Consider the following 24,639-nt stretch of genomic DNA (forward strand, 5'->3'; position numbering starts at 1 on the left):
CCTGACGCTTTGGAGCGACAAAACTCCGGCTTGCTGGGACGGTAGCGACGCGATGTAATTCTCCAGACACAATCATCCGGGACCAACCCACGGAAGCACCTCAAAGGGAGACGCCCGATGCACGGAACGCTCGATCCTGCGCGGCATTCGGAACTGAACGCGGCGCGCGAGAAGGCCTATTCCACGCCGATCGAGCAATTCAATCCGGGGGACCCCGACCTTTTCCGCAACGATACGTTCTGGCCGTACTTCGAGCGGCTGCGCAAGGAAGACCCGGTTCACTACTGCAAGGACAGCCAGTTCGGCGCATACTGGTCGGTGATGAAGTACAACGACATCATGCATGTCGAGACCAACCACCAGATTTATTCGTCGGAGGCGAGCCTCGGCGGGATCACGATCCGCGATGCACCGCCCGAGTTTCGCCGGCCGATGTTCATCGCGATGGATCAACCGAAGCACAGCGCCCAGCGCAAGACGGTCGCTCCGATGTTCACGCCGACCCATCTCGACGAACTGGCCGGAACCATCCGTCAGCGCGCGGCCCAATGCCTGGACGCACTGCCCCGCAACGCGACCTTCGACTGGGTCGACCGGGTCTCGATCGAACTGACGACCCAGATGCTCGCGACCCTGTTCGATTTTCCATGGGAGGATCGACGCAAGCTCACGCGATGGTCCGACGTCGCGACCGCCCTTCCCGGCAACACCGACATCATCGCATCGGAGGATGCGCGGCAGGCGGAGTTGCAGGAATGCGCCGCCTATTTCTTGAGACTGTGGAACGAGCGGATCAACGCTCCGCCGAAAAGCGATCTTCTCTCGATGATGGCGCATGCCGAAGCGACGCGGGACATGGACCCCAAGACATTTTTGGGAAACCTCATTCTCCTGATCGTCGGCGGCAACGACACCACCCGCAACTCGCTCTCGGGCGGCCTCTACGCGCTGAACGAAAATCCGGCCGAATACCAGAAGCTGCGCGGCAACCACACGCTGGTCGACAGCATGGTGCCGGAAGTCATTCGCTGGCAAACTCCGCTGGCCCATATGCGCCGCACCGCGCTGCAGGATACCGAACTGCGCGGCAAGCATATCAAAAAGGGCGACAAGGTCGTGATGTGGTACGTCTCGGGCAACCGGGATGACGAAGTGATCGAGAACCCCGACAGCTTCATCATCGATCGCGCCCGGCCGCGCCAGCATCTGTCGTTCGGCTTCGGTATTCACCGCTGCGTTGGAATTCGCCTGGCGGAATTGCAGTTGAAGATCGTCTGGGAGGAGATTCTCAAGCGCTTCGACAACATCGAAGTGGTCGAGCCGCCGCATCGGGTGTATTCCAGTTTCGTCAAGGGCTACGAGACCCTTCCGGTGCGGCTGGCGTCATAGCAAAGCCGGCATCCGGCAATAAGAATCGGAGCGTCAAACACGCTCATTACGCATGGGACATAAGGAAGCGAACGATGCACGGAACAATCACCATGGCCCGCGACGAGCGCCAGAAGGCAGCACGCGAGAAGGCCTATTCGATGCCGCTGTCGGAATTCCACGTCGGCGCGCCTGAACTGTTCCGGAGCGATACGCTGTGGCCCTACTTCGAGCGGCTGCGCAAGGAAGAACCGGTGCACTACTGCACCACCTGCCCGGTCGGCGATTACTGGTCGGTCACCAAGTACAACGACATCATGCATGTCGACACCAACGCCGCGATCTTCTCGTCCGATGTCAAATACGGCGGCATCAGCCTTCGCGACGTCGGCGAAAACTATAGCTGGCCGAGCTTCATCGCGATGGACGAGCCAAAGCACGGCCCACAGCGCAAGACCGTGCAGCCGATGTTCACGCCGGTGCATCTCGACCGCCTTGCCGTTCTCATTCGCGAACGCTCGGCAACCATCCTGGACAACCTGCCGCGCAACGAGACCTTCAACTGGGTCGATCGCGTCTCCATCGAACTCACCACGCAGATGCTGGCGACGCTGTTCGACTTCCCCTGGGAAGACCGCCGCATGCTGACGCGCTGGTCCGACCTCTCCACGGCGCTGCCGAAGAGCGGCATCTACGAGAGCGAAGAGCAGCGTCTGCGCGAGCTTGGCGAATGCGCCGACTACTTCACCCGCCTGTGGAACGAGCGCCTCAAGAATCCAGGGAACGACCTCATTTCGATGATGGCGCACAGCGATGCCATGCGTCACATGAACCGCGACGAACTGCTCGGTAACCTGATCCTGCTGATCGTCGGCGGCAACGACACGACCCGCAACTCGATGAGCGGCTCGGTGCTGGCGCTGAACGAAAATCCCGACCAGTACGACAAGTTGCGCGACAACCATGCGCTGATCGACAGCTTCGTTCCCGAAGTGATCCGCTGGCAGACTCCGCTGGCGCATATGCGCCGCACGGCGCTTGTCGACACCGAGATCGGCGGCAAGAAGATCAGAAAGGGCGACCGCGTCGTCATGTGGTACGTCTCCGGCAACCGCGACGGCGAGATGATCGAAAATCCCGACAGCTTCATCATCGACCGCGCCCGGCCGCGCACGCATATGTCGTTCGGCTTCGGCATCCATCGCTGCGTCGGCATGCGGCTGGCGGATTTGCAGCTCAAGATCATCTGGGAAGAAATCCTTAAGCGGTTCGACAACATCGAGGTTGTCGGCGAACCCAAGCGGATCTACTCGAGCTTCGTGAAGGGCTACGAGGAACTGCCCGTTCGCATCAACGCCTGATTGGTGCGTTATTCAGTATGACAAAAGTCAATTCCCTGAAGCTGCTGGACGCTGTCATGTCGGCGCCCGGCTTTCCAAAGTCGTCCGGAATGCACATCGTGCACGCCGAGCCTGGCCGTGTGACCATCGCCCTGCCGCGCAAACCTGAACTTCTGCAATTCGCCGGCCATTTTCATGGCGGCGTGATCACCGCGCTCGCAGATCAGGCTGCGGGAGCCGCGACGACCACCGCGCTCCCGGAAGGCAAGATCGGGGTGACCGTCGAAATCAAGATCAACTTCCTGAGCCCCGCCGACGGCGATGAACTGATCGCCCGTGCGGAGGTTCTTCAGGCCGGCGGCACGATTGGTGTCGCCAAGATCGAAATCTTCACCAAAGATGCAAAATCAGAACGCAGATGCGCGTTCGGGACGGCTACAATGCGCGCTGTCGATCTGCCAAAGCCAATGACATGACACATCAAGAAACAGACTTCTCCGACATCCGCGAGTCCGTTGCCAAGCTTTGCGCCCAGTTCCCGGGCGAATACTGGCGCAAGCTGGACCGCGAGATGGCGTATCCGAAGGAATTCGTCCAGGCGCTGATCGACGCCGGGTACCTGTCCGTGCTGATCCCGGAAGAGTACGGCGGCTCCGGCCTGAAGCTGTCGGCGGCGGCCGCGATCCTCGAGGAAATCCAGCGCTCCGGCTGTAACGGCGGCGCCACCCATGCCCAGATGTACACCATGGGCACGCTGCTGCGGCATGGCAGCGAGGAGCAGAAATCCAAATGGCTACCGCGCATCGCCAGCGGCGAACTGCGGTTGCAGGCCTTCGGCGTCACCGAGCCAACCAGCGGCACCGACACCTCCTCGCTCAAGACGTTCGCGAAGCGCGAAGGCAACGATCACTACGTGGTCAACGGCCAGAAGATCTGGACCAGCCGCGCCGAATATTCCGACCTGATGATCCTGCTGGCACGCACCACGCCGAAGGAGCAGGCTGCCAAGCGCACCGACGGACTCTCCGTGTTCATCGTCGACATGCAGGAAGCGAAGAAGGCCGGCGGCCTGACCATCCGGCCGATCCGCACCATGATGAACCACGCCACCACCGAAGTGTTCTTCGACAACATGAAGGTGCCCGCCGAAAACCTGATCGGCGAGGAAGGCAAGGGCTTCCGCTACATCCTGTCGGGCATGAATGCAGAGCGCATCCTGATTGCGTCGGAGTGCGTCGGCGACGCAAAATGGTTCATCAAGAAGGCGAGCGACTACGCCAAGGAGCGCATGGTGTTCGGCCGCCCCATCGGCCAGAACCAGGGCATCCAGTTTCCGATCGCCAAATCCTACGCCAACATGCGCGCCGCCGAACTGATGGTGAAGGAAGCCACCCGCCTCTATGAAGCGGGCAAGGACTGCGGCGCGGAAGCGAATATGGCCAAGATGCTCGCGGCCGATGCGTCGTTCGAGGCCGCCAACGCCTGCATCCAGACCCACGGCGGCTTCGGCTTTGCCGAGGAATACGACATCGAGCGCAAATTCCGCGAGACGCGGCTCTATTCGGTCGCGCCGATCTCGACCAACCTGATCCTGTCGCATCTGTCCGAGCACGTGCTCGGCATGCCGCGCTCGTATTGATTGTCATTGTGTGTAGGGCGTTTGCGGCGAAGCGATCTGTCTCTTTCTTCTCCCTCTCCCCTCGGGGGAGAGGGTTGGGGTGAGGGGGTTCGGATCCTCGAATGAATATTGATCCCCCTCACCCGGCGCATACGCGCCGACCTCTCCCCGCCGGGGAGAGGTGAGGAAAGCAGGAAGTGGATTGCTTCGCTACACCTGCAATGACAAAACAGAAATCGCACGTCCCAGGGAAATATGCCGATGCTGCCGCTTGAAGGACTGACCGTCATCGCTGTCGAGCAGGCGGTTGCCGCACCGTTCTGCACCTCTCGGCTGGCGGATGCCGGCGCGACCGTCTTCAAGGTCGAGCGGCCGGAAGGCGACTTTGCCCGCGGCTATGACGCCGCGGCGAAAGGCCAGAGCAGCTATTTCGTCTGGCTCAATCGCGGCAAGAAGTCGGTGGTGATCGATCTTGCTACCGACGAAGGCCGCAAGACCCTCGAAAGCCTGATCGCCGGCGCGGACGTGCTGGTGCAGAACCTCAAGCCCGGCTCGATGGACAAGCTCGGCTTCACCCGCGAGCGCCTGCGCAAGGATTATCCGGCACTGGTGATCTGCACCATCTCCGGCTACGGCGACGATGGCCCCTACGCCGACCGCAAGGCATATGACCTGCTCATTCAGGCCGAGAGCGGCCTCGCCTCGATCACCGGTGGCCCGGATGCACCGGCCCGCGTCGGCCTCTCCATCGTCGACATCGCCACCGGTGCGACGGCCCATGCCGCGATCCTCGAGGCCTTGATCGGCCGCTCGCACAGCGGGCAAGGCGCCGACATCCGCATTTCGATGTTCGATGTGATGGCGGACTGGCTCGCCGTTCCGCTTCTGAACGCCGAAGCCGGCACGCCGCCGAAGCGGATCGGCCTCGCCCACACCTCGATCGCGCCCTACGGCGTGTTCACGTCGAAGGACGACCGCGACATCCTGATTTCGATCCAGAGCGAGCGTGAGTGGAAGAAACTCTGCGCAGAAGTTATGGCGATGCCGGACCTGCCGAACGACCCGCGCTTCTGCAACATGGTGGAGCGCGTCCGCAACCGCAAACTGACCGATGACACCGTGGGCGGCGTGTTCAAGACCATGACGCGCGACGACCTGCTCAAGCGCCTGACCGAGGCGGACATCGCCTTCGCCGAGGTCAACACCATGGACGATCTGTCAGTGCATCCGCATCTGCGCCGGATCGAGGTCGCGACGCCAAACGGCCCGGTCGCATATCCCGCGCCCGCTTCCATCGTCATCGGCGAACAGCGGCACTACGGCGCCGTGCCTGCTGTCGGCGACTCCACCGGCGAACTTCCGCGAGGCAAGAAACCATGACCGCGAAACCTGACATCGACCACCTGCGCCAGTGGATCGGCCGCACCCAGGAAGCATCCGATGTCATCACCGGGCAACTGGTGAAGGGCCTGCGCGCGACGCTGTTCCTCGACATCGGCAATCCCGTTGACGGCGACGCCGCACCGCTCACGACGCACTGGTGCCTCGCACAGCCGGTCGTGCCGATGAGCGAAATTGGCGCAGACGGCCATCCCGCTCGCGGCGGCTTCCTGCCGCCCGTACCGCTGCCGCGCCGGATGTGGGCTGGCGGACAGATCGAATTCATCGACCCGCTGCGGGTCGGCGACAAGGTCACGCGCTCGTCGCGCATCTCGGACGTGACGATGAAGACCGGCTCGACCGGGACATTGTGCTTCGTCTCGGTCGAGCACACCATCACCACGCCGCGCGGCGTCGCCATTCGCGAACGCCACGACATCGTCTACCGCGATATGCCGGCTCCCGGCGACAAACCCGCCGCGGCCCCGGCTCCCGTGCCCGCCGGAAAAATCCGCGAGACCCACATGGCCGATCCGGTGCTGCTGTTCCGCTACTCGGCGCTGACTTTCAACGGCCACCGCATCCACTACGACCGCGACTACGTCACCAAGGTCGAGGGTTATCCCGGCCTGATCGTGCATGGTCCGCTGCAGGCGTCGCTGCTGATCGAATTCGCCGCCCGTCAGCGCGGCGGCAAGGCGCCCGCAAAGTTTGTTTATCGCGGAGTCAATCCGCTGTTCGATGGCGCGGAATTCAGCGTCAACGGCAATGAGACCGATGCGGGGCTTGAGGTGTGGACGGCGAACGCCGCAGGCGCGCCGACCATGAAGGGCACCGCGAGCTGGTGATCGCAGGCATGATTTACTCCCTCTCCCCAGCCGGGAGAGGGTTGGGTGAGGGGCTCTAAATCTATCGAGAGATTCTACGCCCTCACCCGCCCGTCTTCGCTCGCTGCGCGAGCTTCGCCGGACGACCTCTCCCACGGGAGAGGTAAAGACACCTACTTCTTCCCGAAGGTCTCGCGCATCGCCGCCTGAATCTTGGCCATGCCGCCGATCCAGCGATCGTAGTTGTCGGTTTTCTTGCGCATGTAGTCGAGCACCTGCGGATGCGGCAGGATCAGAAAGGTCTCGCGGTCAATGCCCTCCAGTGCGCATTGCGCGACTTCTTCCGGCGTGAGATTGCCGTCGTGGGACTGCGGCCCCTTTGGCATTCCCCTGATCATGTTCGTTTCCACGCCCTGCGGGCAGAGGATCGAGACGCGGATGTTGTGCGCCTTGTGCGAGATCGCGAGATTCTCCGCAAACCCAACGGCTGCGTGCTTGGTGGTCGAATAGGCGCTGCTGCCGACCTGCGACAGCAGGCCAGCCGCAGAAACGGTGTTGAGGAAGTATCCGCCGCCGCGCGCCCGCATGCGCGGGATCAGATGCCGCGCCGCATAGATGTGCGCCATCACATTGACGGCCCAGCTTTTCGCCCATGGCGCATCCGACGATCCACCGGCATTCTCCGACAGCGGATCGAACTCGCCGATGATACCGGCATTCGAGCAGAACAGCTCGATCGGCCCGAACTGCTTTTCGGTTTCATCGATGACGCGGAGAATGTCGCTCTCCTTGCCGACATCGCAGGCGAACGATGCGCCGCCGAGGGCGTCCGCGACGGTCTTGGCGCGCGCGCCGTCGAGATCGGCGACAACGACCCTGGCCGCGCCCTCGCGATGGAAGGTTTCAGCAAGCGCCTGGCCGATGCCATTCGCGCCGCCGGTGACGACGACGACTTTTCCTGCAACTTTCATACGGATGTTTTAGAAGGGAAAGGTGGAGAGATCAATTGGCCTGGAGTCCGGCCTGCAATGCGAATGCCCGTTCAGGCCGTCATTGCGAGCGAAACGAAGCAATTCACGTTTGAAACAGAAGGAAAGCTGGATCGCTTCGTCGCAAACGCTCCTCGCAATGACGAAGGTAAAACTCTGCTCAGGCCGCGACCAGAACCATGTCGAGCACCGCAGTGTAGTGCAGCGCAGCAGCCAGCAGCACGAAGGAATGCCAGATCGCATTTTGAAACCGCAGCCGCTCCCAGGCGTGGAAGACCACGCCGAGTGAGTAGATCAGCCCGCCTGCCCCGATCAGCCACAGCGTCGAGTTCGGCAGGGAAGCCACCAGGCTGTCGTAGGCGATGACACCGCTCCATCCCATCGCGAGATAAAGCCCGACCGACAGACGATCGAACCGGCCCGGCAGAAATATCTTGAGCGCGATGCCGGCAGCGGCGACCGACCACACGCCGATCAGCAGCAGGGTCGCCATGAAGCGATCGTTCATCTGCGCGAGGAACGGTGTGTAGGTGGCTGCGATCAGAATGTAGATCGCGGAATGATCGAAGCGGCGCAGCAGCCATTTGGCGGGCGAGACCGGCCACAGATTGTAGGTCGCGGACAGGCCGAGCATGGCGAGCAGTCCGGCGACGTAAACCGACACCGAAACGATTTCCTTGGTCGAGGCATACAGCGCGGCGAGAACGACAAGAGCTATTGCGGCGATCAGTCCGAAAGCAATGCCGAGCACATGAACGACGCCGTCCGCGATCAGCTCGGCGCGATCGTAATCCCAGCGCACCACGCCACCGCCGGCGACGCGGGTATGAGAGCTGAGTTGCTTCAACCGGAAGATCGTCATGTGCACAGCCGGGGTTATCGGTCCACTTTACATAAGCAACGATTATAATCTGGTGACGGTCAAAGAAACCTGAAAGGGAGGGGATCAGGATTCAAACCGGAAACTTGATTTCGGCCCCATAAATCTCCAGCTTCATAAAACTGTCGCGCGGCGCTTTCCTTACGTCATTGATCCCCTCAGTCCGATAAAGTCTTGATCGAATTATGGCACCCAGCTTTTCGGACATTGTCGAAGAGACCCGCCTTTCCATCCGGTCTTTGATCGATTACGGCGAAAGCCTGTTCAATCCCACCGTGCGGCTTGGCGTCACAGGCCTGTCACGCGCCGGCAAGACCGTTTTCATCACCGCACTTGTTCACGGCCTCTTGCGTGGCGGCCGCTTCCCGGTGTTCGAATCACTGGCGACGGGGCGCATCGCCCGCTCCCGGCTTGAACCGCAGCCCGACGACGCGGTGCCGCGCTTTGGCTACGAGGGGCACGTCCGCACATTGATCGAGGACCGGCGATGGCCCCACTCGACGACGGACATCAGCGAACTGCGCCTTGTGATCGAATACCAGCGGCAGAACGCGGCGGCGCGCACGCTGACGCTCGATCTCGTGGACTATCCCGGCGAATGGCTGCTCGACCTGCCGCTTCTGAACAAGAGCTACGAGCAATGGTCGGCAGAGAGCCTCGCGCTCTCGCGGCGCGAGCCCCGCGCGCGGCTGGCAAAGCAGTGGCACGCGCATCTTGCCACCCTTGAGCCGAAGGAGCGCGAAGACGAACAGGCAACACTCACCGCCGCGAAACTGTTCACCGACTATCTGCGCGCCTGCCGCGACGAGCGCTTCGCCATGAGCCTCTTGCCGCCGGGCCGCTTCCTGATGCCGGGCAATCTCGCAGGCTCGCCCGCGCTCACTTTCGCGCCGCTGGATGTGCCGCAGGATGGCGCCGCGCCGGACGGCTCGCTGTGGGCGATGATGAGGCGGCGCTACGAGGCCTACAAGGACGTGGTGGTGCGGCCGTTCTTCCGCGATCACTTCACGCGGCTGGACCGCCAGATCGTGCTGGTCGATGCGCTCGCGGCTTTCAATGCGGGTCCGGAGGCATTGAAAGATCTCGAAGGCGCGCTGTCCGGCATTCTCGACTGTTTCAACATCGGGCGCAGCACATTCGTCAGTTCGCTGTTCCGGCCGCGCATCGATAAAATCCTGTTCGCCGCCACCAAGGCCGATCACCTCCACCACACCAGTCACGACCGGCTCGAAGCGATCCTGAAACGCATGGTCGAACGCGCCGCCTCGCGCGCCGAGTATGCCGGGGCATCCGTCGACGTGGTCGCGCTCGCCGCCGTGCGTGCGACACGCGAAGCCATGGTTCAGCAGGGCCGCGAGAAACTGCCCTCGATCCTCGGCACGCCCGAGGAGGGCGAGATGTCCGGCGACGAGGTGTTCGACGGAGAGACGGAAGCGGCGACCTTCCCCGGCGACCTTCCGGCCAAGCTCGACGACCTGTTCAGCGGCGATGGCACATTCCGCGGCCTGTCCAACACCGCATCCGACCAGACCGACTTCCGGTTTCTGCGCTTTCGTCCGCCTTTGCTCGTCCGCGAGGGTGGCGAAGAGCCTGCGCTGCCCCATATCCGCCTCGACCGTGCGCTTCAGTTTCTGATCGGAGACAAGCTGCAATGAGCGACAAGCCGCATCACCGCAAGCCGGCCGCGTTCAAGCTCGACGATCCCCGTGTCATCCTGATGGATGCCGAGGACGATCCCGCGCGTCCTGCGCGCGGCAAGGTTCACATCACGCCGGAAGCAGATCCCGCCCTGCTTCCGGTCCCCATCGACGAACCGGCCGTCCCTGCCCGCAAGGGCTTCCGCTGGGGCGGCGTATTCTGGACCGCGCTCGCCGGCCTGGTCGTGCTCGGCCTCGGCCTGGGCATTTCCAATCTGGTTGAGGACCTGTTCAACCGCAGCACCAGCCTCGGCTATATCGGGCTGGTGTTCGCGATCCTCGCCGTCGTGGCGCTGGTGGCCATCATCGCGCGCGAAACGTTGAGTCTGGCCCGTCTGGAGACCATCGAGAAGCTTCATGCGCGCGCCAACGCGGTGCTGCTCAGCGACGACCGCAAGGAAAGCGACGCCATCGTCCGCGACCTGCTCAAGATCGCCCATGACAATCCGAGGCTCGCCCGCGCCCGCGCCGCGCTCGAAGAGCATGGCCGCGACATCATCGACGGCGCCGACATGGTGCGCCTCGCCGAGCGCGAACTGATGACGCCGCTCGATCAGGAAGCGCGGCGGCTGGTGTCGAGCGCCGCGCAGCGCGTCTCACTGGTCACCGCTGTCAGTCCCGGCGCGGTCATCGACATGCTGTTCGTGTTCGCGGCGGCGCTGCGCCTGGTGCGGCAACTGGCGCAGCTTTATGGCGGACGGCCCGGCACGCTCGGCATGATCCGGCTGATGCGCCATGTCATCGCGCATCTGGCGCTGACCGGCGGCATGGCCGCCAGCGACAGCCTGATCCAACAGATGCTGGGGCATGGCATCACCGCGAAGCTGTCGGCCAAGCTCGGCGAAGGCCTGCTCAACGGGCTGCTCACCGCGCGGCTCGGCCTCGCCGCCATCGACGTAACCCGGCCGCTGCCGTTCGAGGCGCTGCCGCGCCCGGCGCTGTCGGACCTCGCGAGGGATCTGCTGAAGCGCGTGGGCGGGGATGATCAGAAAGCCTGAGCCGCCTTCGCTCAACGGAAAACCTGAGGCATTTCAAAGCCAGAGACACCGGTGAACCTGTTCTCCGGGTCGCGCGACCAATCTGCAAGGGGTGGATTTCCGTCAACCTGCGCAGATCGCGCACTTCAGGAGTACGATCATGTTTCGCAAACTTGCTCTGGCAATTGCCGCGTCCGCGGCCCTCGGTGCAGCCGCCCTCGCCCCCACCTCCGCGTCCGCCGGCGGCTGGCATGGCCATCACTGGGGTCATGGCTGGGGCCACGGCTATGGCTTCGGATTCAGCCCGGTGATCGTGAGCGGCGGCTATGCCGATGACGGCTGTTACGTGCAGCGCCGCGTTCGCACGCCTTACGGCTTCCGCTGGCGGACCGTGAACATCTGCTACTGATTTCCGGCCTGGCCTGAATCAAACATCCCGGCTGCTTGATGCAGCCGGGATGTTTCGTCAGTTCAGCAATCGCCATTTGTAGAACGGCGAATCCGGAGGCGGCGACAGTTCAGGCGTCCATCCGGTGACCGTCTTGAACGCGAACGGCTCGATCACCACGCCGCGCCATGTCCGATCAGCCTGTCCGACAAGACGCAGCACGGCCGGGGTCTTCGTCTCTATCACGTTGCCGTCGTTGGGTGCGCTGTCGACATACAGCCCGATGCCGGATGTCATGGCCGCGCTTGCGGTATCCCTGAATCCGATGAAGCGGCTGCGCTCATTCACCTGCACCACCGGAATGCTGTCCTTCAGATGCCAGCGCAGTTCCGCGTAAATCCGGTAATCGAGGGTCGCGATCCATGTCGCGCCAACTTTATCGGCGACGGCTTTTGCCTGTCTGGCGATCTCGCCATAACCCGCCTCTTTTGCGATCGGGTCTTGTTTGGCCGCGACCGCGAAATTGCTGACGCTGTAGTAATAGAAAATCGCGACGTTCAACACGAATCCGAGGATCACCGCAGCTTTCGCCCATGGCACTGCCGTGCGCGCAATCCAGCCTGAACGATTTTCTTTTGCGATCTCGACAAGGTTGATAGCAGCGGCAGCAAACGCGAACGGCCAGATCAGCATTGGCCAGGTGTCGCCGATCCGCAGTGAGAAGGATTTCCAGAGGAAGTAAGCAAACGGCGCGAGCGCGCAGGTCGAAATCAGAATGAACGCCGGATTCTGCTGACGATAACCGCGCCACGCCAGCATCACCGATCCGGCAAGCGCCACCGGGAACAGGATCGGGCCGACCAGCGCCAGTTGAAGTCCTAAGAAATCGCCGACGGTCCGCGCCGAAATGCCATGATCCGCACCAGCACGGATGAACTGGAATTTAAACGAAGCCCAGTCGTGTTGCCAATTCCAGACGAGCACCGGCGAAAACACCAGGAGTGCGATGACCACCGCGATCCACGGATACGGGCTGCGCAGCCAGCGCATCCGCCACGGCGGCACCAGCAAAAACGCCAGCATTGCCGGGGCAAAGAAAATCGCAGTGTATTTCGACAGCAGCGCCAAACCGCCGAACAGTCCCGCCGCGAGCCACCAGCGGCCGTCATTGCTTTGCGTCAACCGCACCAGCGACCAGACCATCGCGAGTGAAAACGGGATCAGCGCGACATCGGGCAGAATGCGCGACGCGAACAGGCCGTACTCGGGCGCCACAAGCGGCATCAGCACTGCGAGAACCACAGCAAGGCGATCGCGCGTCAAACGCCAGACGATATCGCCAAGGAGCGCGGCGGCGATCCACATCGCCAGCAATCCGCCGAAGCGCGCGCCGAAATTGGTATCCCCGAAAATCGCCGTTCCGAACCGGACGACCCAGGCGATCATCGGCGGATGATCGAGATAGGACAGCACATTTTCCCTGGAGAAGGTCCAGTAATAGGCCTCGTCCGTACGCAGATCGGCCGTGGCGGCGTAGACCACCTGCAATGTCACAAGAACAGCCATGGCAGCGGCCGCGACAAGCATCGCGCGCGGCGTCAGACGCCCCGGCTCTATCGTTCCGGCAGTGTTCGCTCTCCCCATGCGGTTAGCTTTTCCGCGACCGCGCCAGTGAAGTCAAACACACGCTCGCTTCACCGTCTTGTCAAACGAGGGCACTGCCATCGGCCATGGCGCTGCCGCACCATCTCCGTTAGGATTCCGTAGCCTCCGGACGATCCGGGCGCGATATGGCTTCGGACCCTTTTCAGCATGGCAGAGACCGCTGCATCACCCCTTCGCCGCGTCATCCGCGGCATCGGAATTCGGCAGGTGCGGCTGGTCACCGGCCTTGTCCTGTTTGCCTATGTCATCAGCCATTTCGCCAATCACGCACTCGGCAATGTCTCGCTCGGCGCGATGGACGATGGCCTCTATTATCATGCGGTGTTCTGGAAGAGCTGGCCGATGACCATCGTGCTCTACGGCTCGGTGGCGATACATCTGGGCCTGGGAATCTGGGCGCTCTATGCGCGCCGGCACTTTCGCTGGACCGGCGTCGAACTTACACAGCTCGTGTTCGGCCTCAGCATCCCGGTGTTCATCATCAGCCATGTGATCGGTGTCCGCCTGGCTGCATCCTTGTTTGGCCATGAAAAGGATTACCCGCAGGTCTTTTTTGCCTACTGGGTGTACCGCCCGGAGATGCAATGGTCGATGTACGCCGTGCTGCTGATATCCTGGATTCACGGCTGCATCGGAATTTACTTCTGGGTCCGGGGAAAACCGTACTTCAGGAAGATTGCATCGCTGCTCCTGGCTCTCGCGGTGATCCTGCCGACATTGTCCATGCTCGGGCTCTATCAGGGCGGCCGCGCAGTCCAGAGTGCAAGCACCGCTCCCGAATGGCGTGCGGAAAAGCTGTCGCGCGAAAAGGTCGGGACCGCCGCCGAACAGGCCACGCTCGAACAAATCAGCGCGTACACGCTTCGTGGGTATTTCGGCTTGATGATTCTCGCCCTTGTTGCCCGCGGCGTCCGTGCGCTGCTGGAGCGCCGCCGCGGCCTCGTCAGACTGTCCTACGGCAACGGCAAGACAGTCCGGGTCCCGGTCGGACTCAGTGTCCTTGAGGCCAGTACCCGCTTCAACATTCCTCATTCGAGTGTCTGCGGCGGCCGGGCGCGATGCTCGACCTGCCGCATCCGCATCATCGGCGATTGCACCGCGTTGCCCGAACCATCGAACCGCGAAACCTTTGTGCTGGATCGCGTCGGCACCGGCGGCGATCCCGCCATTCGCCTGGCCTGCCAGCTACGCCCTCACACCGATCTTGCGTTCTTCCAGATCTTTCCCGCGCATACGGATGCGTCCTCGGCTGCAACCATCAGACCTGCGCTTCCCGGACGGGAACGCTATGTCGTCAGCATGTTCGTGGACATGCGCGGATCGACCAAACTCGCCGAAAAACTTCTGCCGTTCGATACCGTTTTCATCATCAACCGCTTCCTGACGGCTGTCTCGCAGGCCGTGGTCGAATGCGGCGGACAGCCGAACCAGTTCGTCGGCGACGGCCAACTGGCGCTGTTCGGCCTGTCCACCAATCCGCAGACGGCCTGCCGGCAGGCGATCGAAGCCGCGTCACGGATCGCGATTCATGTCGATGCGCTGAATGAATTTCTCGGTGACGACGTGCCGGAACCGCTGCGGTTCGGGGTCGGCATTCATGCCGGCGAGGTCATCATCGGCGACATCGGGTCCGAGGAACACACCGTCTTCACCGCGCTGGGCGATTCCGTAAATGTCGCTGCGCGCCTGCAGGACATGACCAAGGCCCTGTCCTGCGAGGTCGTGGTGTCCGGGGACGTGCTGAAAACGGCAAATCTTCCGGCGACCAATTTGCCGCAGGTCGAGGTTCCCATCCGCGGCCGGGTCGAGCCGCTGATCGTCTACACGGCCGAAAAAGCCGGAATGCTGTCGGATCTCGTCGCCGATTTCGCAGTTGCAGCAGCGTGAAACCGCCAAATTCGAGCAAAGTTTGAGCGAAAGCGGCTGGCGCCATCGCCATTTTCGCTATCAAGGCTCGCACTTACCGCGTATCCTGCGTGCCGTTGGACACGCCCATCCGCGGGGTTCGACACTTACTATGGGTCTTACCCTCTGGAGACTACGGAATGGCTAAAGGTACTGTGAAGTGGTTCAACCCGACGAAGGGCTACGGTTTCATTCAGCCCAGCAACGGCGGCAAGGACGTGTTCGTTCATATCTCGGCAGTTGAGAAGGCAGGTCTTTCAACCCTCAACGAGGGACAGTCGGTCGAGTACGAAGAAGTCGCAAACCGCGGCAAGACCTCCGCGGAAAATCTCAAGGTTTGATAGGAAGGTCCGATTCAGAAGAACTGGATCGGACCTTTGATTGTGATCTGCGACGCGTGATCAGCCCTTCTCGTTAACCCCAAGGGCCACGCTGTCTGCCACTCGCATTTGCCGGCGCGGTTGCGAAGTTTCCGCGCGGCCCGAGTTCGCCAGCAAGCCGCTGCAACTCGCGGACACGGTTCTCGGTCGACGGATGAGTCGAGAACAGGTTGTCCATCCCCTGCCCCGACAACGGATTGATGATGAACATGTGCGCGGTCGCAGGACTGCGCTCTGCATCCATGTTCGGGATCTGATGCGCCGCGTTGTCGATCTTGAGCAGCGCGGAGGCCAGCGACATCGGGTGTCCGCAAATCCGCGCGCCCATATTGTCGGCTGAGTACTCGCGGGTCCGGCTGATCGCCATCTGCACGATGGTCGCGGACAGCGGCGCCAGGATCATCATCGCCAGCGAGCCGACGATGCCCGGGCCATTGTCGCGGTTGCCGCCGAAAAACATCCCGAACTGCGCGATCATCGAAATCGCACCCGCGATGGTCGCGGTGATCGTCATGATCAGCGTGTCGTGATTCTTGATATGCGCCAGTTCGTGCGCGATCACGCCAGCGAGTTCTTCCCGGTTCAGCATCTGCAGCAAGCCCGTAGTCACCGCCACCGCGGCGTGATGGGGATCGCGCCCGGTCGCGAACGCGTTGGGCTGCGGATTGTCCATCAGATAGACCTTCGGCATCGGCAATTGGGCGCGGCCCGCAAGCTCGGCCACCATCCGGAACAGCTCCGGCGCGCTGCGCTCATCGACCTCCTGGGCGCCGTGCATCGACAGCACCATGCGGTCCGAGTTCCAGTAGGCAAACATGTTTGTGGCGGCAGCGATCACCAGCGCCACCACGGCGCCGCCCGCTCCGCCGATCAGATAGCCGACCCCCATGAACAGGGCCGTCAACCCGGCAAGCAGAACCGCAGTTTTGAAATAACTCATTTCCTCCTCCCAACCGGCGTTTTACCGGGGATAATCTCCCACCGTCATAAATGGTGAGGACGAGTGGCCTCCTTCAAGGTGGGGTCCTGCGGCGGCGCGTCGCGCGTCGAGCCCTTGAAACCCGGACGCCATGTTCCAGCCGCAACCGTCACCCGGCGAAAGCGGGGAGCTCAGGCCGACATTCTCATTTATTACATGATTTTAATCATATAATGAGGTCCGAGAGAGGACCCCAGATGACAATCATGAATATCGGCGGCGACGAGCTGACCTCAACCGGCAAGACTTCATCGCTCGCGCGCATCAGCGTGCTCGCGGCATTGGCTGCGGTCGGGTCCTTTGCGACAAACATTCTGCTGCCGTCCCTGCCCTCAATGGCAAAAGCCCTCAACGTCTCGACTGCCGCGGTCTCGTCAACGATCAGCGTGTATCTCGCGGTCTTCGCCGTCGGACAGTTGATCGTCGGTCCGTTGTCCGACCGTTACGGGCGCTGGAAGCCCGTCATGTTCGGACTTGGCATCTTTGTGCTGGGAAGCATCTGGTGCGAATTCTCGACCACCCTGCCGATGATGCTGGTGGGCCGCACCATTCAGGCGCTCGGCGCATGTGCCGCCTCCGTCCTGTCGCGCGCCATCGCCCGCGATCTGCTCAGCGGCGAAGACCTGACAAAGGCGCTCGCCTTCATCATGGTCGCGATGTCCGCCGCACCCGGCTTCTCGCCGCTGATCGGCGGATTTCTCGATGCCACCACCGGATGGCGTTCCGAATTTCTCGTGGTCGGCCTGTTCGGGGCCGCCGTCGCATTTAGCTATTTCAGATACGTCGGCGAAACCCATCGGCCCGACGGCAAGATATCGATCCAGCTAAGCGCGATCCTGCGCGGATACTGGGGTCTGCTCACCGACCTGCGTTTCATCGCGCCAGCCGGAGCGATGGGGCTGTACATGGGCGCACTGTTCGCGATGTTCTCGGTCTCGCCGCGTGTCCTGATCGACGGACTGGGATTCTCGCCCATTCAGGTCGGAACGTTCTTCGCGACAACGGTGCTGGCGGTTTTTGCATCAGGAATGGCGGCGCCTCGCGTGGCGCTCAGGCTGGGGCACGCCCGCGCAACCATCATCGGCCTTGCCATCGCGACGCTAGGCGGTCTGGTGCTGCTGGCGGCCCACTGGACCGCCCCCTCGATCTGGACCTACTTCATACCCGTCATGGTTTTCCTGACCGGATTCGGGATGGTCGCCCCGCTCGTGACGGCGACGGCGCTTCAGCCGTTCGGCGATCGAGCCGGCCTTGCCTCGGCGCTGCTGGGATTTCTGCAAATGGCCGGCGCGTCGATCGGCGTGGTGCTGACCGCATCGATTGCGAGCCCGACCCTTGCCGTTGGCGTCGTACAGGCGGCGCTAACCATGCTCGGATTGATTTTGTATCTCGCCGGGGAGCGCCGGGCATGAACCCGAAAAGTGGAACCGGTTTCGGGACGGATCACGCCTCATCATAAAAGATAAACGGTGCGCTTGAGCGGTCTCCAAGACGCGCTCAGCAGGACGCGCCCCAACCCTTGGGGAACGGGATCATCGGCCAGGCGCCGGAATCGGCTCCGGATCCGGAACAATCGGACGCCTTGTCGCCGGGCTCAAGCACGCCGCCGCAATACGGGCAATTGTTGTCGTTTGCTGCCGACGGCACGCCATCAGTCGCGTCGATGACCTCTTGGGCGAAAAAATTAACCACCCGGAGGCGCGGAATCACTCGATATGCAGGCATGCTCATCCCTCTTCATCAGAGGCTGCATCATGCCTGCGAGATCATGCCGGTCCGTTCAGGGGAACACTCAAATTTTAGCGGTCCCGCGCTTTCTGACAACGAGATGAAACGGGTTCCGAGAATGCTTAACGAGAGACAATCAGACCGCGGCTGGTCACGACGACCCAGCGGCCGTCCTGACGGCGGATCGCATCCACCCGCCCGATCCCCGGCAATGGATCGCCCGGAATCACGTCGAAGATTCCAGGGCGGCCGCTCACCGTGGCGATGCCGTCGGACACTTCGCGAAGTGTCCAGCCTTCAACCACCGGAAGCCGGCCGGGCTGCGCAGCCGCAGGCTTGATCGAGCCGGTGGTTTCCGGAGCAGCATTCGCGGCCTGTACGGGCGCCGGCGCCTTCAGCTTTTCGACGGCCTCGCTCAGCTTCGCAAGCTTCGCGGCAGGCTCGGCCTGCGCCTTCTCGACACGATCGATCCGCTCCCCGATCTTCGCAGATTGAGCAGCGCTGCTGGTCTTGAGCGCGGCGAGGTCCGCGTTGATTTTCGCAATCGCGCTTTCGACTGAACGCGCCTGCTCGGCAGCGCTTGCGGCTGCAACAGAAGCGTTCTGATCGCTTTTCAGGTAATGCCCGGCGCCCACTGTCGCCAGCGAGCCTCCGATGGCGCCGACTGCGGCGGCGATGGCCACAATCGCAGCCATCGAGAGCCGGCGGCCTGTGGAAGGCGCGGCATTGAACTGATGCTCGCGCGCGGCGCTTTCATTGACGATGTCTTCCCAGGAACTGTGCGGCGACAGGCGCTGCAAGGTGATTTCCTTGGAAGGCTGCCTGGCGACCTGCGCGGAAGCGCTGTCCTGCGGCGCGTCGGCCGCCTTCGCCTCGTGCCGGACCATATCGCCGGCATCCGGCACCAGCGATGCTTCGTCGTGATTGCTGGAATCCTTGATCTCGCCGTCAGCAATGGGGTCGGTCATGAGCGCTAACTCCGAATGGGTTTACTATTTGGTAACCACGAATTGGTTGACAATTCGTTACCCAGGGCATGATCCCGAAAGTGGAAACCGGTTTCGGAATAGATCATGCCCAGACAGGAGAGCGCTTCGCGAAGAGAGATCGAAACTCACGTCCGGCACGCACTCCGTCCGTGAGTTTTGTATCAATTACAAAATGAACCCAGTATTTATGAAGTTCGACTTGTGGTCGCGTACGATGTCGTCGAGCAGCCGCTTGGAATCGTCGGTCTGCTTTGCCGCGATCATTGAGCGGATCGAGAACGAACGCAGCGCGTCGGTGACCGAGAGCGTGCCTTCCGCCGAATCCTTGCGGCCGGTGAACGGAAACACATCCGGCCCGCGCTGGCACTGACAGTTGATGTTCACCCGGCAGACCTGATTGACCAGCGGGTCCACGAGTCTCCCGATGGTCTCTGCGTCTTCGCTGAAGATCGAGACCTGCTGGCCGTGCTCGGAGGTGATGACGTAGTCGAGAGCCGCATCGATGTCGTCGAACGCCATCACTGGAACGATCGGACCGAACTGCTCTTCGCGATACAGCAGCATGCCTTCCTTCACCGGATAAACCACCGCGGGATAGAACAGCGTGCCGCTGCTCGCGCCGCCGCCCTGGTTGATGACCCTGGCGCCCTTCTCCGTGGCGTCGGCCACCAGCCGCGTCATGTGCTCGACCTTGCCCAGTTCGGGCAACGGCGTCAGCGTGACGCCCTTGTCCCACGGCATGCCGGCCTTCAGCTTGGCAAGCTCTTCCGTGAAGCGCGCAAGAAATCGATCCACGATGGAGCGATGCACGATCAGCATCTTCAGCGCCGTGCAGCGCTGGCCGTTGAACGACAGCGAGCCGAGCAGGCATTCCTTGACGGCAAGCTCGATGTTTGCATCGGGCAGCACGATGGCCGCGTTCTTGGCATCCAGGCCGAGGATGGCGCGCAGGCGATTCACCTTCGGATGCATCTTCTTGAGATGATCGGCGACGCGGCTCGAGCCGATCAGGGTCAGCACGTTGACCTTACCGGACTCAAGCAGCATCGGCACCACCTCCGAACCCTTGCCGTACACCGTGTTGATCACGCCCTTCGGGAAGGCGCTGCGGAACGCTTCGAGCAAAGGCTGAAACAGCAGCACGCCGAATTTCGGCGGCTTGAACACCATGGTGTTGCCCATGATCAGCGCCGGGATCAGCGTCGCGAATGTTTCGTTGAGCGGATAATTGTAAGGCCCCATGCAGAGCACGACGCCAAGCGGCGTGCGGCGAATCTGGCCGATGGTGCCTTCGACAATCGTGAACCGCGAATTGTCGTTGTCGAGATGCTTCAGCGCCTCGATGGTCGCTTTCATGTATTCGACGGTCCGATCGAACTCCTTCTGCGAGTCCGGCAGCGTCTTGCCGATCTCCCACATGATGAGGTTCACGATCCGATCGCGGCGCGCCACCATCTGCCGGGTGAAATCCTGCATGCAGGCGATGCGCTGTGCGACCGTCATGGTCGGCCATTCGCCGCGCCCGCTGTCGTAGGCGGCGACCGCCGCATCCAGCGCAACCTTCGCCTCAGGAATGCCGCCGACCGGATAACTGCCGAGTTCAACCTGCTCCAGCGAGCCGTCGGGCTTGCGCACGCAGATCGCCGAACGCACGGTCTCCACCGCTCCCGTCCACGGCCTCAGTTCTCCGTTCACCAAAGTCTCGCGCTGGTGGACCGGCGGCGGCACCCCGCAATCCTTCAGACGGTTTTCCTCGGGAAACAATTCTTTCAACTGCTGCGACGTGAGCATCGGACACCTCATCGATTTGGCGTGGTCCGCACATGCCTGGCGAAAATTTGCCGGGATTGAACAGGGCGGATGACCGGCTTGAATCATCCGGTCTTTTGAAGGGACCAGACTAGTCTGCCAGACGAATGAGTCGAAATGATTATGTGGCTGACTTTTTTATGAGCACCCACCGCCGTCATTGCGAGCGAAGCGAAGCAATCCACTTTTTTGGAGAACGCGTGGATTGCTTCGTCGCTTATGCTCCTCGCAATGACGCACACGAGAATGTGAGCCTATCGCCGACAATTCAGCGAGCCTAGCCGCGGTAAATCCGCTTGAACTGGCGCTCGGCCGACGCCATCGCGCCCTTGAGGTCTTCGCGGCCGGAGCAATAGTTCGCGAACATATCCACCACGACGAAATCCGCGATCGCGGCCGCGGCGCTTTCATTCAGCGTGCCGATGCCGGCCGGGGTCGAGGCCAGCTTGGCGACGTCACGATAGGGCGTGTTCTTCGGATCGGCGGTCCAGATCGGATTGGCGTCATAGGCGAGCAGGAAATGCGACAGATAGCCCTGCGCCGCCTCGATCCACGGATTGAACTGCGGTCCTTCCATCAAGAACGCGGTGAATGCCTTGCAGGCCTGCGGGTACTTGGTGAAATTGAAGATCAGGATCGGGAAGCCGAGATGCTGCTCGCGCACCTGGCCGCTGACGCCGACCGGCAGATGTGCGTGATCCATGTCCGCGGCGATGGCGGGATTCTCCTTCTTCGCCGCAACATAGATCGAGATGCCGTTGGTCGTGAGATGAAGCTGGCCGGCCAGAAACGCCTTGTTGTTGGAACTGTCGTTCCACGAGATGACACCGGGAATGAAGTTCTCGTAGAGTGACTTGACGTACTCCAGCGCTTTCGCCGTCTCCGGCGAGTTGATGATCACTTTGTTGTCCTTGTCGACGGTGTAGGCATTGTGCGCCCACATCGCCCACGCAAGCCAACCGTTGGCGTCGCCTGTGGCGTGGCCGAGCGCCATGCCCGCGGGCGTGCCATTCGCCTTCAGGCCCTTGATCAGTTCGCGAAATCCGCCGAGGTCTTTCGGGAATTCCTTGAAGCCGCACTTCTGCATGGCGGCGACACGGTAGTTCACAAGGCCGCCGCTCGCGGCCACCGGAATGCCGAGCCACTTGTTGCCGCGCTTGCCGTAGGCCACACCCGAGGGCGCCCAGCCGCCATACTTCTTGCCGAGATATTCGGCGACATCGGTCACATCGACGCACTTTTCGGGAAACAGATGCGGCAGCGAGTAAAGCCCCCACACCATGTCGAGCCCCTGCCCGGTGTTGGCCGCGACCGACGCCTTGGGCTGAATGTCATCGAACGATTCATTGGAGATATTGATCTTGACGCCGGTCGCCTTCTGGAAGGCGTCGACGATCTTCATGAAGGCGACATCCTCGGCCTCCACGAACCGTTTCCAGCGCAGCATGTTGATGGTGGCGCCGGCTTCCGGCTTCCATTGGGCGGTCTGCGCCCAGGCCTTGGCGATGCCGAGCATCTGGTCGGCTGACAGGGTCGCCGCTGCGGCCAAAGCCGCGGCGCTTCCTTTGAGCAGAGATCGTCGATCCGGCGTGAACTCGGTCATAGTCGTCTCCTCCCTGATGATCGGCCGTTGGCCGGCCAATGCTTTTTCAAATCAATGTCTGCGTGTGCGGAATTCCTCTTGAATGGGCATGGCAAGCCGCGCCCCAGCACCGCCGATGTAATCATCTGCGCGATGCGCGATCAATGCGCGGTGCACGACAGTGCAGAGCACAATCGGTGTGACACTTTAGCGAGGTGATTTCTTGAGACGGACGTTTCGGCCTGTGCGCGACAGCGCGCAAGCAATCGTGACGCCATCCAGATCGTGGATCAAAGATCGAGAACGACGGCCCCAGACACGGCGTCGGTGACGCCACGGCCTTCGCCCTGATCCTCGAGGACGGACCGGAAGCTGTCGAGTGTCTTGATCATCGCGGGGCGTGCCGCAACCAGTGCGTCCTGACTGGGCCACGCGCCGATGAGGCAGAACGTTTGCTCGCCGGTCTGTATGATGAAGCCGCGCTCAAGGCCCGGCCATTTGGCCTTGCCGTTCCGGTGCGCATCAAGGAAGGCGGCCTGTTCGCCGGACTTCACCTTGAACTTGACGACATTGTAGACCTGCATGATGCGCTCCAAAAATGTGTTGGAGAAAATCGCACTTAATTCAGCGGTGAACACGCTGATAGCAGAATGGCGCTCCCTAGGGGAAGGGTATCGCCCGTCGTTAAAATACACAATACCTAATATATTCAGCGACTTAATATGCATCTATTGCTGCCGCTAATTAGAGCAGCTAAGTTATGCACCTAATCCCTGTTTCCGGACTTTTCGCAGTGAAAACCAACTATCTCTTTAGAAGGCCAGGGTCGCAGAACTGGTATCTGAAACTTCAGTACACCGGCGATCTCGCTGAGCGCGTTGGCAAGAAGCGCGTGGAGAAGTCCTTAGGAACTCCAAACCGCGCTGAAGCAGAAATCCGCGCCCTTCCCTTTATCGAACATCATAAACGTACTCTCTTTGAACAGCAGAGAGCCCGCGACTTCGCCGTCATATCGAAACCGAAGCTAGAACCCGGACGAGAACATCATGGCGCGGATGGCGAACGAATCATCGCCACGGATACAGAGCTTATCTATCTGACGGCGGACGGGGCCATACTGAGGACAGAACCAAACTCAATAATAACGATGGGACTTCCACCACTCGGCAAGCAGATAGCGGCGGTTCGGCGAGAACGGCACCGGCAGACCCGAAGGTCCAGAAGTGGTGACGACGCCATCATCGACACCTATCTGATGCACGCGAAAGTGACCGGCTACAATAAACGGGAGACGCTCGCCACGTGGGAGCTGTATAAACAGCTAACAGACGGCAAATCGCTCGCGGAATCGAGTCGGGACGATGGTCGCAAGATCGTAAAGCATTTTCAGGACAAAAACCTGAAGTCGGCGACCATTGCAAAGAAGGTTGGTTGGCTAAATGCAGCGGTAAATCTAGCAATCGATGAATCAAAACTTCGGTTCAATCCGTTTTCTAGAATCGTTCCGAAGGCCGACGACATGACGCAAAGGCTTCCCTTGTCTGAGGAAGACATAAAGCTGGTCAAAATGCGTCTGAAGGAACTGCAACCATCGGATCAGTTCCTGTTCGTAATGCTGGCATCCACAGGAATGCGACTTTCCGAAGCGTTCGAAATAGACCGCGAATTCGAGGAACATGGATGTAGATATACAATTGTTGGCAAGAAATCGCTTACGTCAAAACGGCGCATTCCTTTTCCCAAGTGCGTTCTGGCTCTTTTGCCCAAACAAATCGAAGGCCCGCTCTTCGTTGGTAGCATCCCAGCCGCCTCTAAGCGGCTAAACCGCTTCCTTACTGACATCGGAATCACAGACCCGAGAAAGGTCATTCATTCGTTGCGGCATCGCGCACAAGACCGGCTGCGGGCTGCCAATTGTCCTCGGGACTATCGATGGGCAATTTTGGGGCATGAAATCAAAACCGTCGCCGAAGGATATGGCGAGGGTTTTCCGGTTACTCTGTTGAAAAAATGGGTAGATCGCATTGGATTCTGAGCCGCTGCGTAAGCGGACATCCGCTCACAGAATCCCTGGGCTGAGTGCTTTGTGAATACCGCGCCTAATTCTTTATCAAGAATTGCTTGCTAAACGTTAATCA

21 protein-coding genes are annotated in these 24,639 nt (G+C 61.4%); 13 read left to right on the forward strand and 8 right to left on the reverse strand.

The features are described 5' to 3' along the window. The first annotated feature begins 117 nt into the window (after positions 1-117). The 6 genes from ACP7AL_RS00225 to ACP7AL_RS00250 all read left to right on the forward strand — a co-directional run bounded on the left by ACP7AL_RS00225 (position 118) and on the right by ACP7AL_RS00250 (position 6,554). The gene (locus ACP7AL_RS00225; RefSeq protein ID WP_425987671.1) at positions 118-1,389 is read left to right on the forward strand and encodes a cytochrome P450; all 1,272 of its coding nucleotides are present in this window, start codon (positions 118-120) and stop codon (positions 1,387-1,389) included. Between the two features lie 74 nt (positions 1,390-1,463). Beyond that, entirely contained in the window at positions 1,464-2,729 is a 1,266-nt protein-coding gene (locus ACP7AL_RS00230; RefSeq protein ID WP_425987674.1) for a cytochrome P450, read from the forward strand. Positions 2,730-2,746: 17 nt separating this feature from the next. Then, positions 2,747-3,184 (forward strand): PaaI family thioesterase, encoded by a 438-nt coding sequence (locus ACP7AL_RS00235; RefSeq protein WP_425987676.1) that lies wholly within the window; start codon positions 2,747-2,749, stop codon positions 3,182-3,184. Further along, positions 3,181-4,347 (forward strand): acyl-CoA dehydrogenase family protein, encoded by a 1,167-nt coding sequence (locus ACP7AL_RS00240; RefSeq protein ID WP_425987678.1) that lies wholly within the window; start codon positions 3,181-3,183, stop codon positions 4,345-4,347. The genes ACP7AL_RS00235 and ACP7AL_RS00240 overlap by 4 nt, the downstream gene beginning before the upstream one ends. 240 nt (positions 4,348-4,587) lie before the next feature. Then, positions 4,588-5,706 (forward strand): CaiB/BaiF CoA transferase family protein, encoded by a 1,119-nt coding sequence (locus ACP7AL_RS00245; protein WP_425987681.1) that lies wholly within the window; start codon positions 4,588-4,590, stop codon positions 5,704-5,706. After that, complete coding sequence (locus ACP7AL_RS00250; protein ID WP_425987684.1) at positions 5,703-6,554, forward strand: FAS1-like dehydratase domain-containing protein; 852 nt, start codon at positions 5,703-5,705, stop codon at positions 6,552-6,554. The genes ACP7AL_RS00245 and ACP7AL_RS00250 overlap by 4 nt, the downstream gene beginning before the upstream one ends. A gap of 152 nt (positions 6,555-6,706) precedes the next feature. Here ACP7AL_RS00250 and ACP7AL_RS00255 read toward each other — a convergent pair whose 3' ends face one another. Both ACP7AL_RS00255 and trhA read right to left on the reverse strand, forming a co-directional pair. Further along, positions 6,707-7,504 carry an SDR family oxidoreductase gene (locus ACP7AL_RS00255; RefSeq protein ID WP_425987687.1) on the reverse strand — a complete coding sequence of 266 codons (798 nt, stop codon included), beginning with the start codon at positions 7,502-7,504 and terminating at the stop codon, positions 6,707-6,709. 178 nt (positions 7,505-7,682) lie between these two features. After that, a complete protein-coding gene (trhA, locus tag ACP7AL_RS00260; protein WP_425987689.1) occupies positions 7,683-8,384 on the reverse strand; it encodes a PAQR family membrane homeostasis protein TrhA in 702 nt (233 codons plus the stop codon). A 203-nt stretch (positions 8,385-8,587) separates the two neighbouring features. On the opposite strand from trhA, the gene ACP7AL_RS00265 reads away from it, so the two are divergent. The 3 genes from ACP7AL_RS00265 (at position 8,588) to ACP7AL_RS00275 (ending at position 11,485) form a co-directional block, all read left to right on the forward strand. Next, positions 8,588-10,057 carry a YcjX family protein gene (locus tag ACP7AL_RS00265; protein WP_425987691.1) on the forward strand — a complete coding sequence of 490 codons (1,470 nt, stop codon included), beginning with the start codon at positions 8,588-8,590 and terminating at the stop codon, positions 10,055-10,057. Beyond that, on the forward strand, positions 10,054-11,097 hold the full coding sequence (locus ACP7AL_RS00270) for a YcjF family protein (protein WP_425987693.1): 1,044 nt from the start codon (positions 10,054-10,056) through the stop codon (positions 11,095-11,097). The genes ACP7AL_RS00265 and ACP7AL_RS00270 overlap by 4 nt, the downstream gene beginning before the upstream one ends. 139 nt (positions 11,098-11,236) lie before the next feature. Next, entirely contained in the window at positions 11,237-11,485 is a 249-nt protein-coding gene (locus ACP7AL_RS00275; RefSeq protein ID WP_425987696.1) for a hypothetical protein, read from the forward strand. A 57-nt stretch (positions 11,486-11,542) separates the two neighbouring features. Here ACP7AL_RS00275 and ACP7AL_RS00280 read toward each other — a convergent pair whose 3' ends face one another. Continuing rightward, on the reverse strand, positions 11,543-13,108 hold the full coding sequence (locus tag ACP7AL_RS00280) for a glycosyltransferase family 39 protein (protein ID WP_425987698.1): 1,566 nt from the start codon (positions 13,106-13,108) through the stop codon (positions 11,543-11,545). A 168-nt stretch (positions 13,109-13,276) separates the two neighbouring features. Here ACP7AL_RS00280 and ACP7AL_RS00285 point away from each other — a divergent pair, with 168 nt between their 5' ends. Together ACP7AL_RS00285 and ACP7AL_RS00290 are read left to right on the forward strand one after the other, a co-directional pair. Continuing rightward, the gene (locus ACP7AL_RS00285) at positions 13,277-15,016 is read left to right on the forward strand and encodes an adenylate/guanylate cyclase domain-containing protein (RefSeq protein WP_425987700.1); all 1,740 of its coding nucleotides are present in this window, start codon (positions 13,277-13,279) and stop codon (positions 15,014-15,016) included. Positions 15,017-15,174: 158 nt separating this feature from the next. Next, the gene (locus tag ACP7AL_RS00290) at positions 15,175-15,375 is read left to right on the forward strand and encodes a cold-shock protein (RefSeq protein WP_006021915.1); all 201 of its coding nucleotides are present in this window, start codon (positions 15,175-15,177) and stop codon (positions 15,373-15,375) included. A gap of 73 nt (positions 15,376-15,448) precedes the next feature. Here ACP7AL_RS00290 and htpX read toward each other — a convergent pair whose 3' ends face one another. Beyond that, entirely contained in the window at positions 15,449-16,354 is a 906-nt protein-coding gene (gene htpX, locus ACP7AL_RS00295) for a zinc metalloprotease HtpX (protein ID WP_425987703.1), read from the reverse strand. A gap of 236 nt (positions 16,355-16,590) precedes the next feature. Between htpX and ACP7AL_RS00300 the strand changes: the two genes are divergently transcribed. Further along, positions 16,591-17,805: a multidrug effflux MFS transporter gene (locus ACP7AL_RS00300; RefSeq protein ID WP_425987705.1), complete on the forward strand. Its 1,215-nt coding sequence runs from the start codon at positions 16,591-16,593 to the stop codon at positions 17,803-17,805. Positions 17,806-18,243: 438 nt separating this feature from the next. Here ACP7AL_RS00300 and ACP7AL_RS00305 read toward each other — a convergent pair whose 3' ends face one another. The 4 genes from ACP7AL_RS00305 to ACP7AL_RS00320 form a co-directional block, all read right to left on the reverse strand. Continuing rightward, positions 18,244-19,089 carry a hypothetical protein gene (locus ACP7AL_RS00305; RefSeq protein WP_425987707.1) on the reverse strand — a complete coding sequence of 282 codons (846 nt, stop codon included), beginning with the start codon at positions 19,087-19,089 and terminating at the stop codon, positions 18,244-18,246. Between the two features lie 186 nt (positions 19,090-19,275). Continuing rightward, positions 19,276-20,901, reverse strand: a complete 1,626-nt coding sequence (locus tag ACP7AL_RS00310; protein WP_425987709.1) for an NADP-dependent glyceraldehyde-3-phosphate dehydrogenase — start codon at positions 20,899-20,901, stop codon at positions 19,276-19,278. Positions 20,902-21,196: 295 nt separating this feature from the next. Further along, complete coding sequence (locus tag ACP7AL_RS00315; RefSeq protein ID WP_425987711.1) at positions 21,197-22,522, reverse strand: ABC transporter substrate-binding protein; 1,326 nt, start codon at positions 22,520-22,522, stop codon at positions 21,197-21,199. Positions 22,523-22,791: 269 nt separating this feature from the next. After that, positions 22,792-23,085 (reverse strand): DUF718 domain-containing protein, encoded by a 294-nt coding sequence (locus ACP7AL_RS00320; RefSeq protein ID WP_425987714.1) that lies wholly within the window; start codon positions 23,083-23,085, stop codon positions 22,792-22,794. A 209-nt stretch (positions 23,086-23,294) separates the two neighbouring features. Between ACP7AL_RS00320 and ACP7AL_RS00325 the strand changes: the two genes are divergently transcribed. Beyond that, positions 23,295-24,536, forward strand: a complete 1,242-nt coding sequence (locus ACP7AL_RS00325) for a DUF6538 domain-containing protein (protein ID WP_425987716.1) — start codon at positions 23,295-23,297, stop codon at positions 24,534-24,536. Positions 24,537-24,639 lie beyond the last annotated feature (103 nt).

The organism is Afipia sp. DC4300-2b1 (assembly GCF_049895725.1).
Classification (GTDB): domain Bacteria; phylum Pseudomonadota; class Alphaproteobacteria; order Rhizobiales; family Xanthobacteraceae; genus Afipia; species Afipia broomeae.

Coding starts and splice junctions, on each gene's coding strand:
- ACP7AL_RS00225 (WP_425987671.1), top strand. CDS start 118: ATGCACGGAACGCTCGATCCTGCGCGGCATTCGGAACTGAACGCGGCG.
- ACP7AL_RS00230 (WP_425987674.1), top strand. CDS start 1,464: ATGCACGGAACAATCACCATGGCCCGCGACGAGCGCCAGAAGGCAGCA.
- ACP7AL_RS00235 (WP_425987676.1), top strand. CDS start 2,747: ATGACAAAAGTCAATTCCCTGAAGCTGCTGGACGCTGTCATGTCGGCG.
- ACP7AL_RS00240 (WP_425987678.1), top strand. CDS start 3,181: ATGACACATCAAGAAACAGACTTCTCCGACATCCGCGAGTCCGTTGCC.
- ACP7AL_RS00245 (WP_425987681.1), top strand. CDS start 4,588: ATGCTGCCGCTTGAAGGACTGACCGTCATCGCTGTCGAGCAGGCGGTT.
- ACP7AL_RS00250 (WP_425987684.1), top strand. CDS start 5,703: ATGACCGCGAAACCTGACATCGACCACCTGCGCCAGTGGATCGGCCGC.
- ACP7AL_RS00255 (WP_425987687.1), bottom strand. CDS start 7,504: ATGAAAGTTGCAGGAAAAGTCGTCGTCGTCACCGGCGGCGCGAATGGC.
- trhA (WP_425987689.1), bottom strand. CDS start 8,384: ATGACGATCTTCCGGTTGAAGCAACTCAGCTCTCATACCCGCGTCGCC.
- ACP7AL_RS00265 (WP_425987691.1), top strand. CDS start 8,588: ATGGCACCCAGCTTTTCGGACATTGTCGAAGAGACCCGCCTTTCCATC.
- ACP7AL_RS00270 (WP_425987693.1), top strand. CDS start 10,054: ATGAGCGACAAGCCGCATCACCGCAAGCCGGCCGCGTTCAAGCTCGAC.
- ACP7AL_RS00275 (WP_425987696.1), top strand. CDS start 11,237: ATGTTTCGCAAACTTGCTCTGGCAATTGCCGCGTCCGCGGCCCTCGGT.
- ACP7AL_RS00280 (WP_425987698.1), bottom strand. CDS start 13,108: ATGGGGAGAGCGAACACTGCCGGAACGATAGAGCCGGGGCGTCTGACG.
- ACP7AL_RS00285 (WP_425987700.1), top strand. CDS start 13,277: ATGGCAGAGACCGCTGCATCACCCCTTCGCCGCGTCATCCGCGGCATC.
- ACP7AL_RS00290 (WP_006021915.1), top strand. CDS start 15,175: ATGGCTAAAGGTACTGTGAAGTGGTTCAACCCGACGAAGGGCTACGGT.
- htpX (WP_425987703.1), bottom strand. CDS start 16,354: ATGAGTTATTTCAAAACTGCGGTTCTGCTTGCCGGGTTGACGGCCCTG.
- ACP7AL_RS00300 (WP_425987705.1), top strand. CDS start 16,591: ATGACAATCATGAATATCGGCGGCGACGAGCTGACCTCAACCGGCAAG.
- ACP7AL_RS00305 (WP_425987707.1), bottom strand. CDS start 19,089: ATGACCGACCCCATTGCTGACGGCGAGATCAAGGATTCCAGCAATCAC.
- ACP7AL_RS00310 (WP_425987709.1), bottom strand. CDS start 20,901: ATGCTCACGTCGCAGCAGTTGAAAGAATTGTTTCCCGAGGAAAACCGT.
- ACP7AL_RS00315 (WP_425987711.1), bottom strand. CDS start 22,522: ATGACCGAGTTCACGCCGGATCGACGATCTCTGCTCAAAGGAAGCGCC.
- ACP7AL_RS00320 (WP_425987714.1), bottom strand. CDS start 23,085: ATGCAGGTCTACAATGTCGTCAAGTTCAAGGTGAAGTCCGGCGAACAG.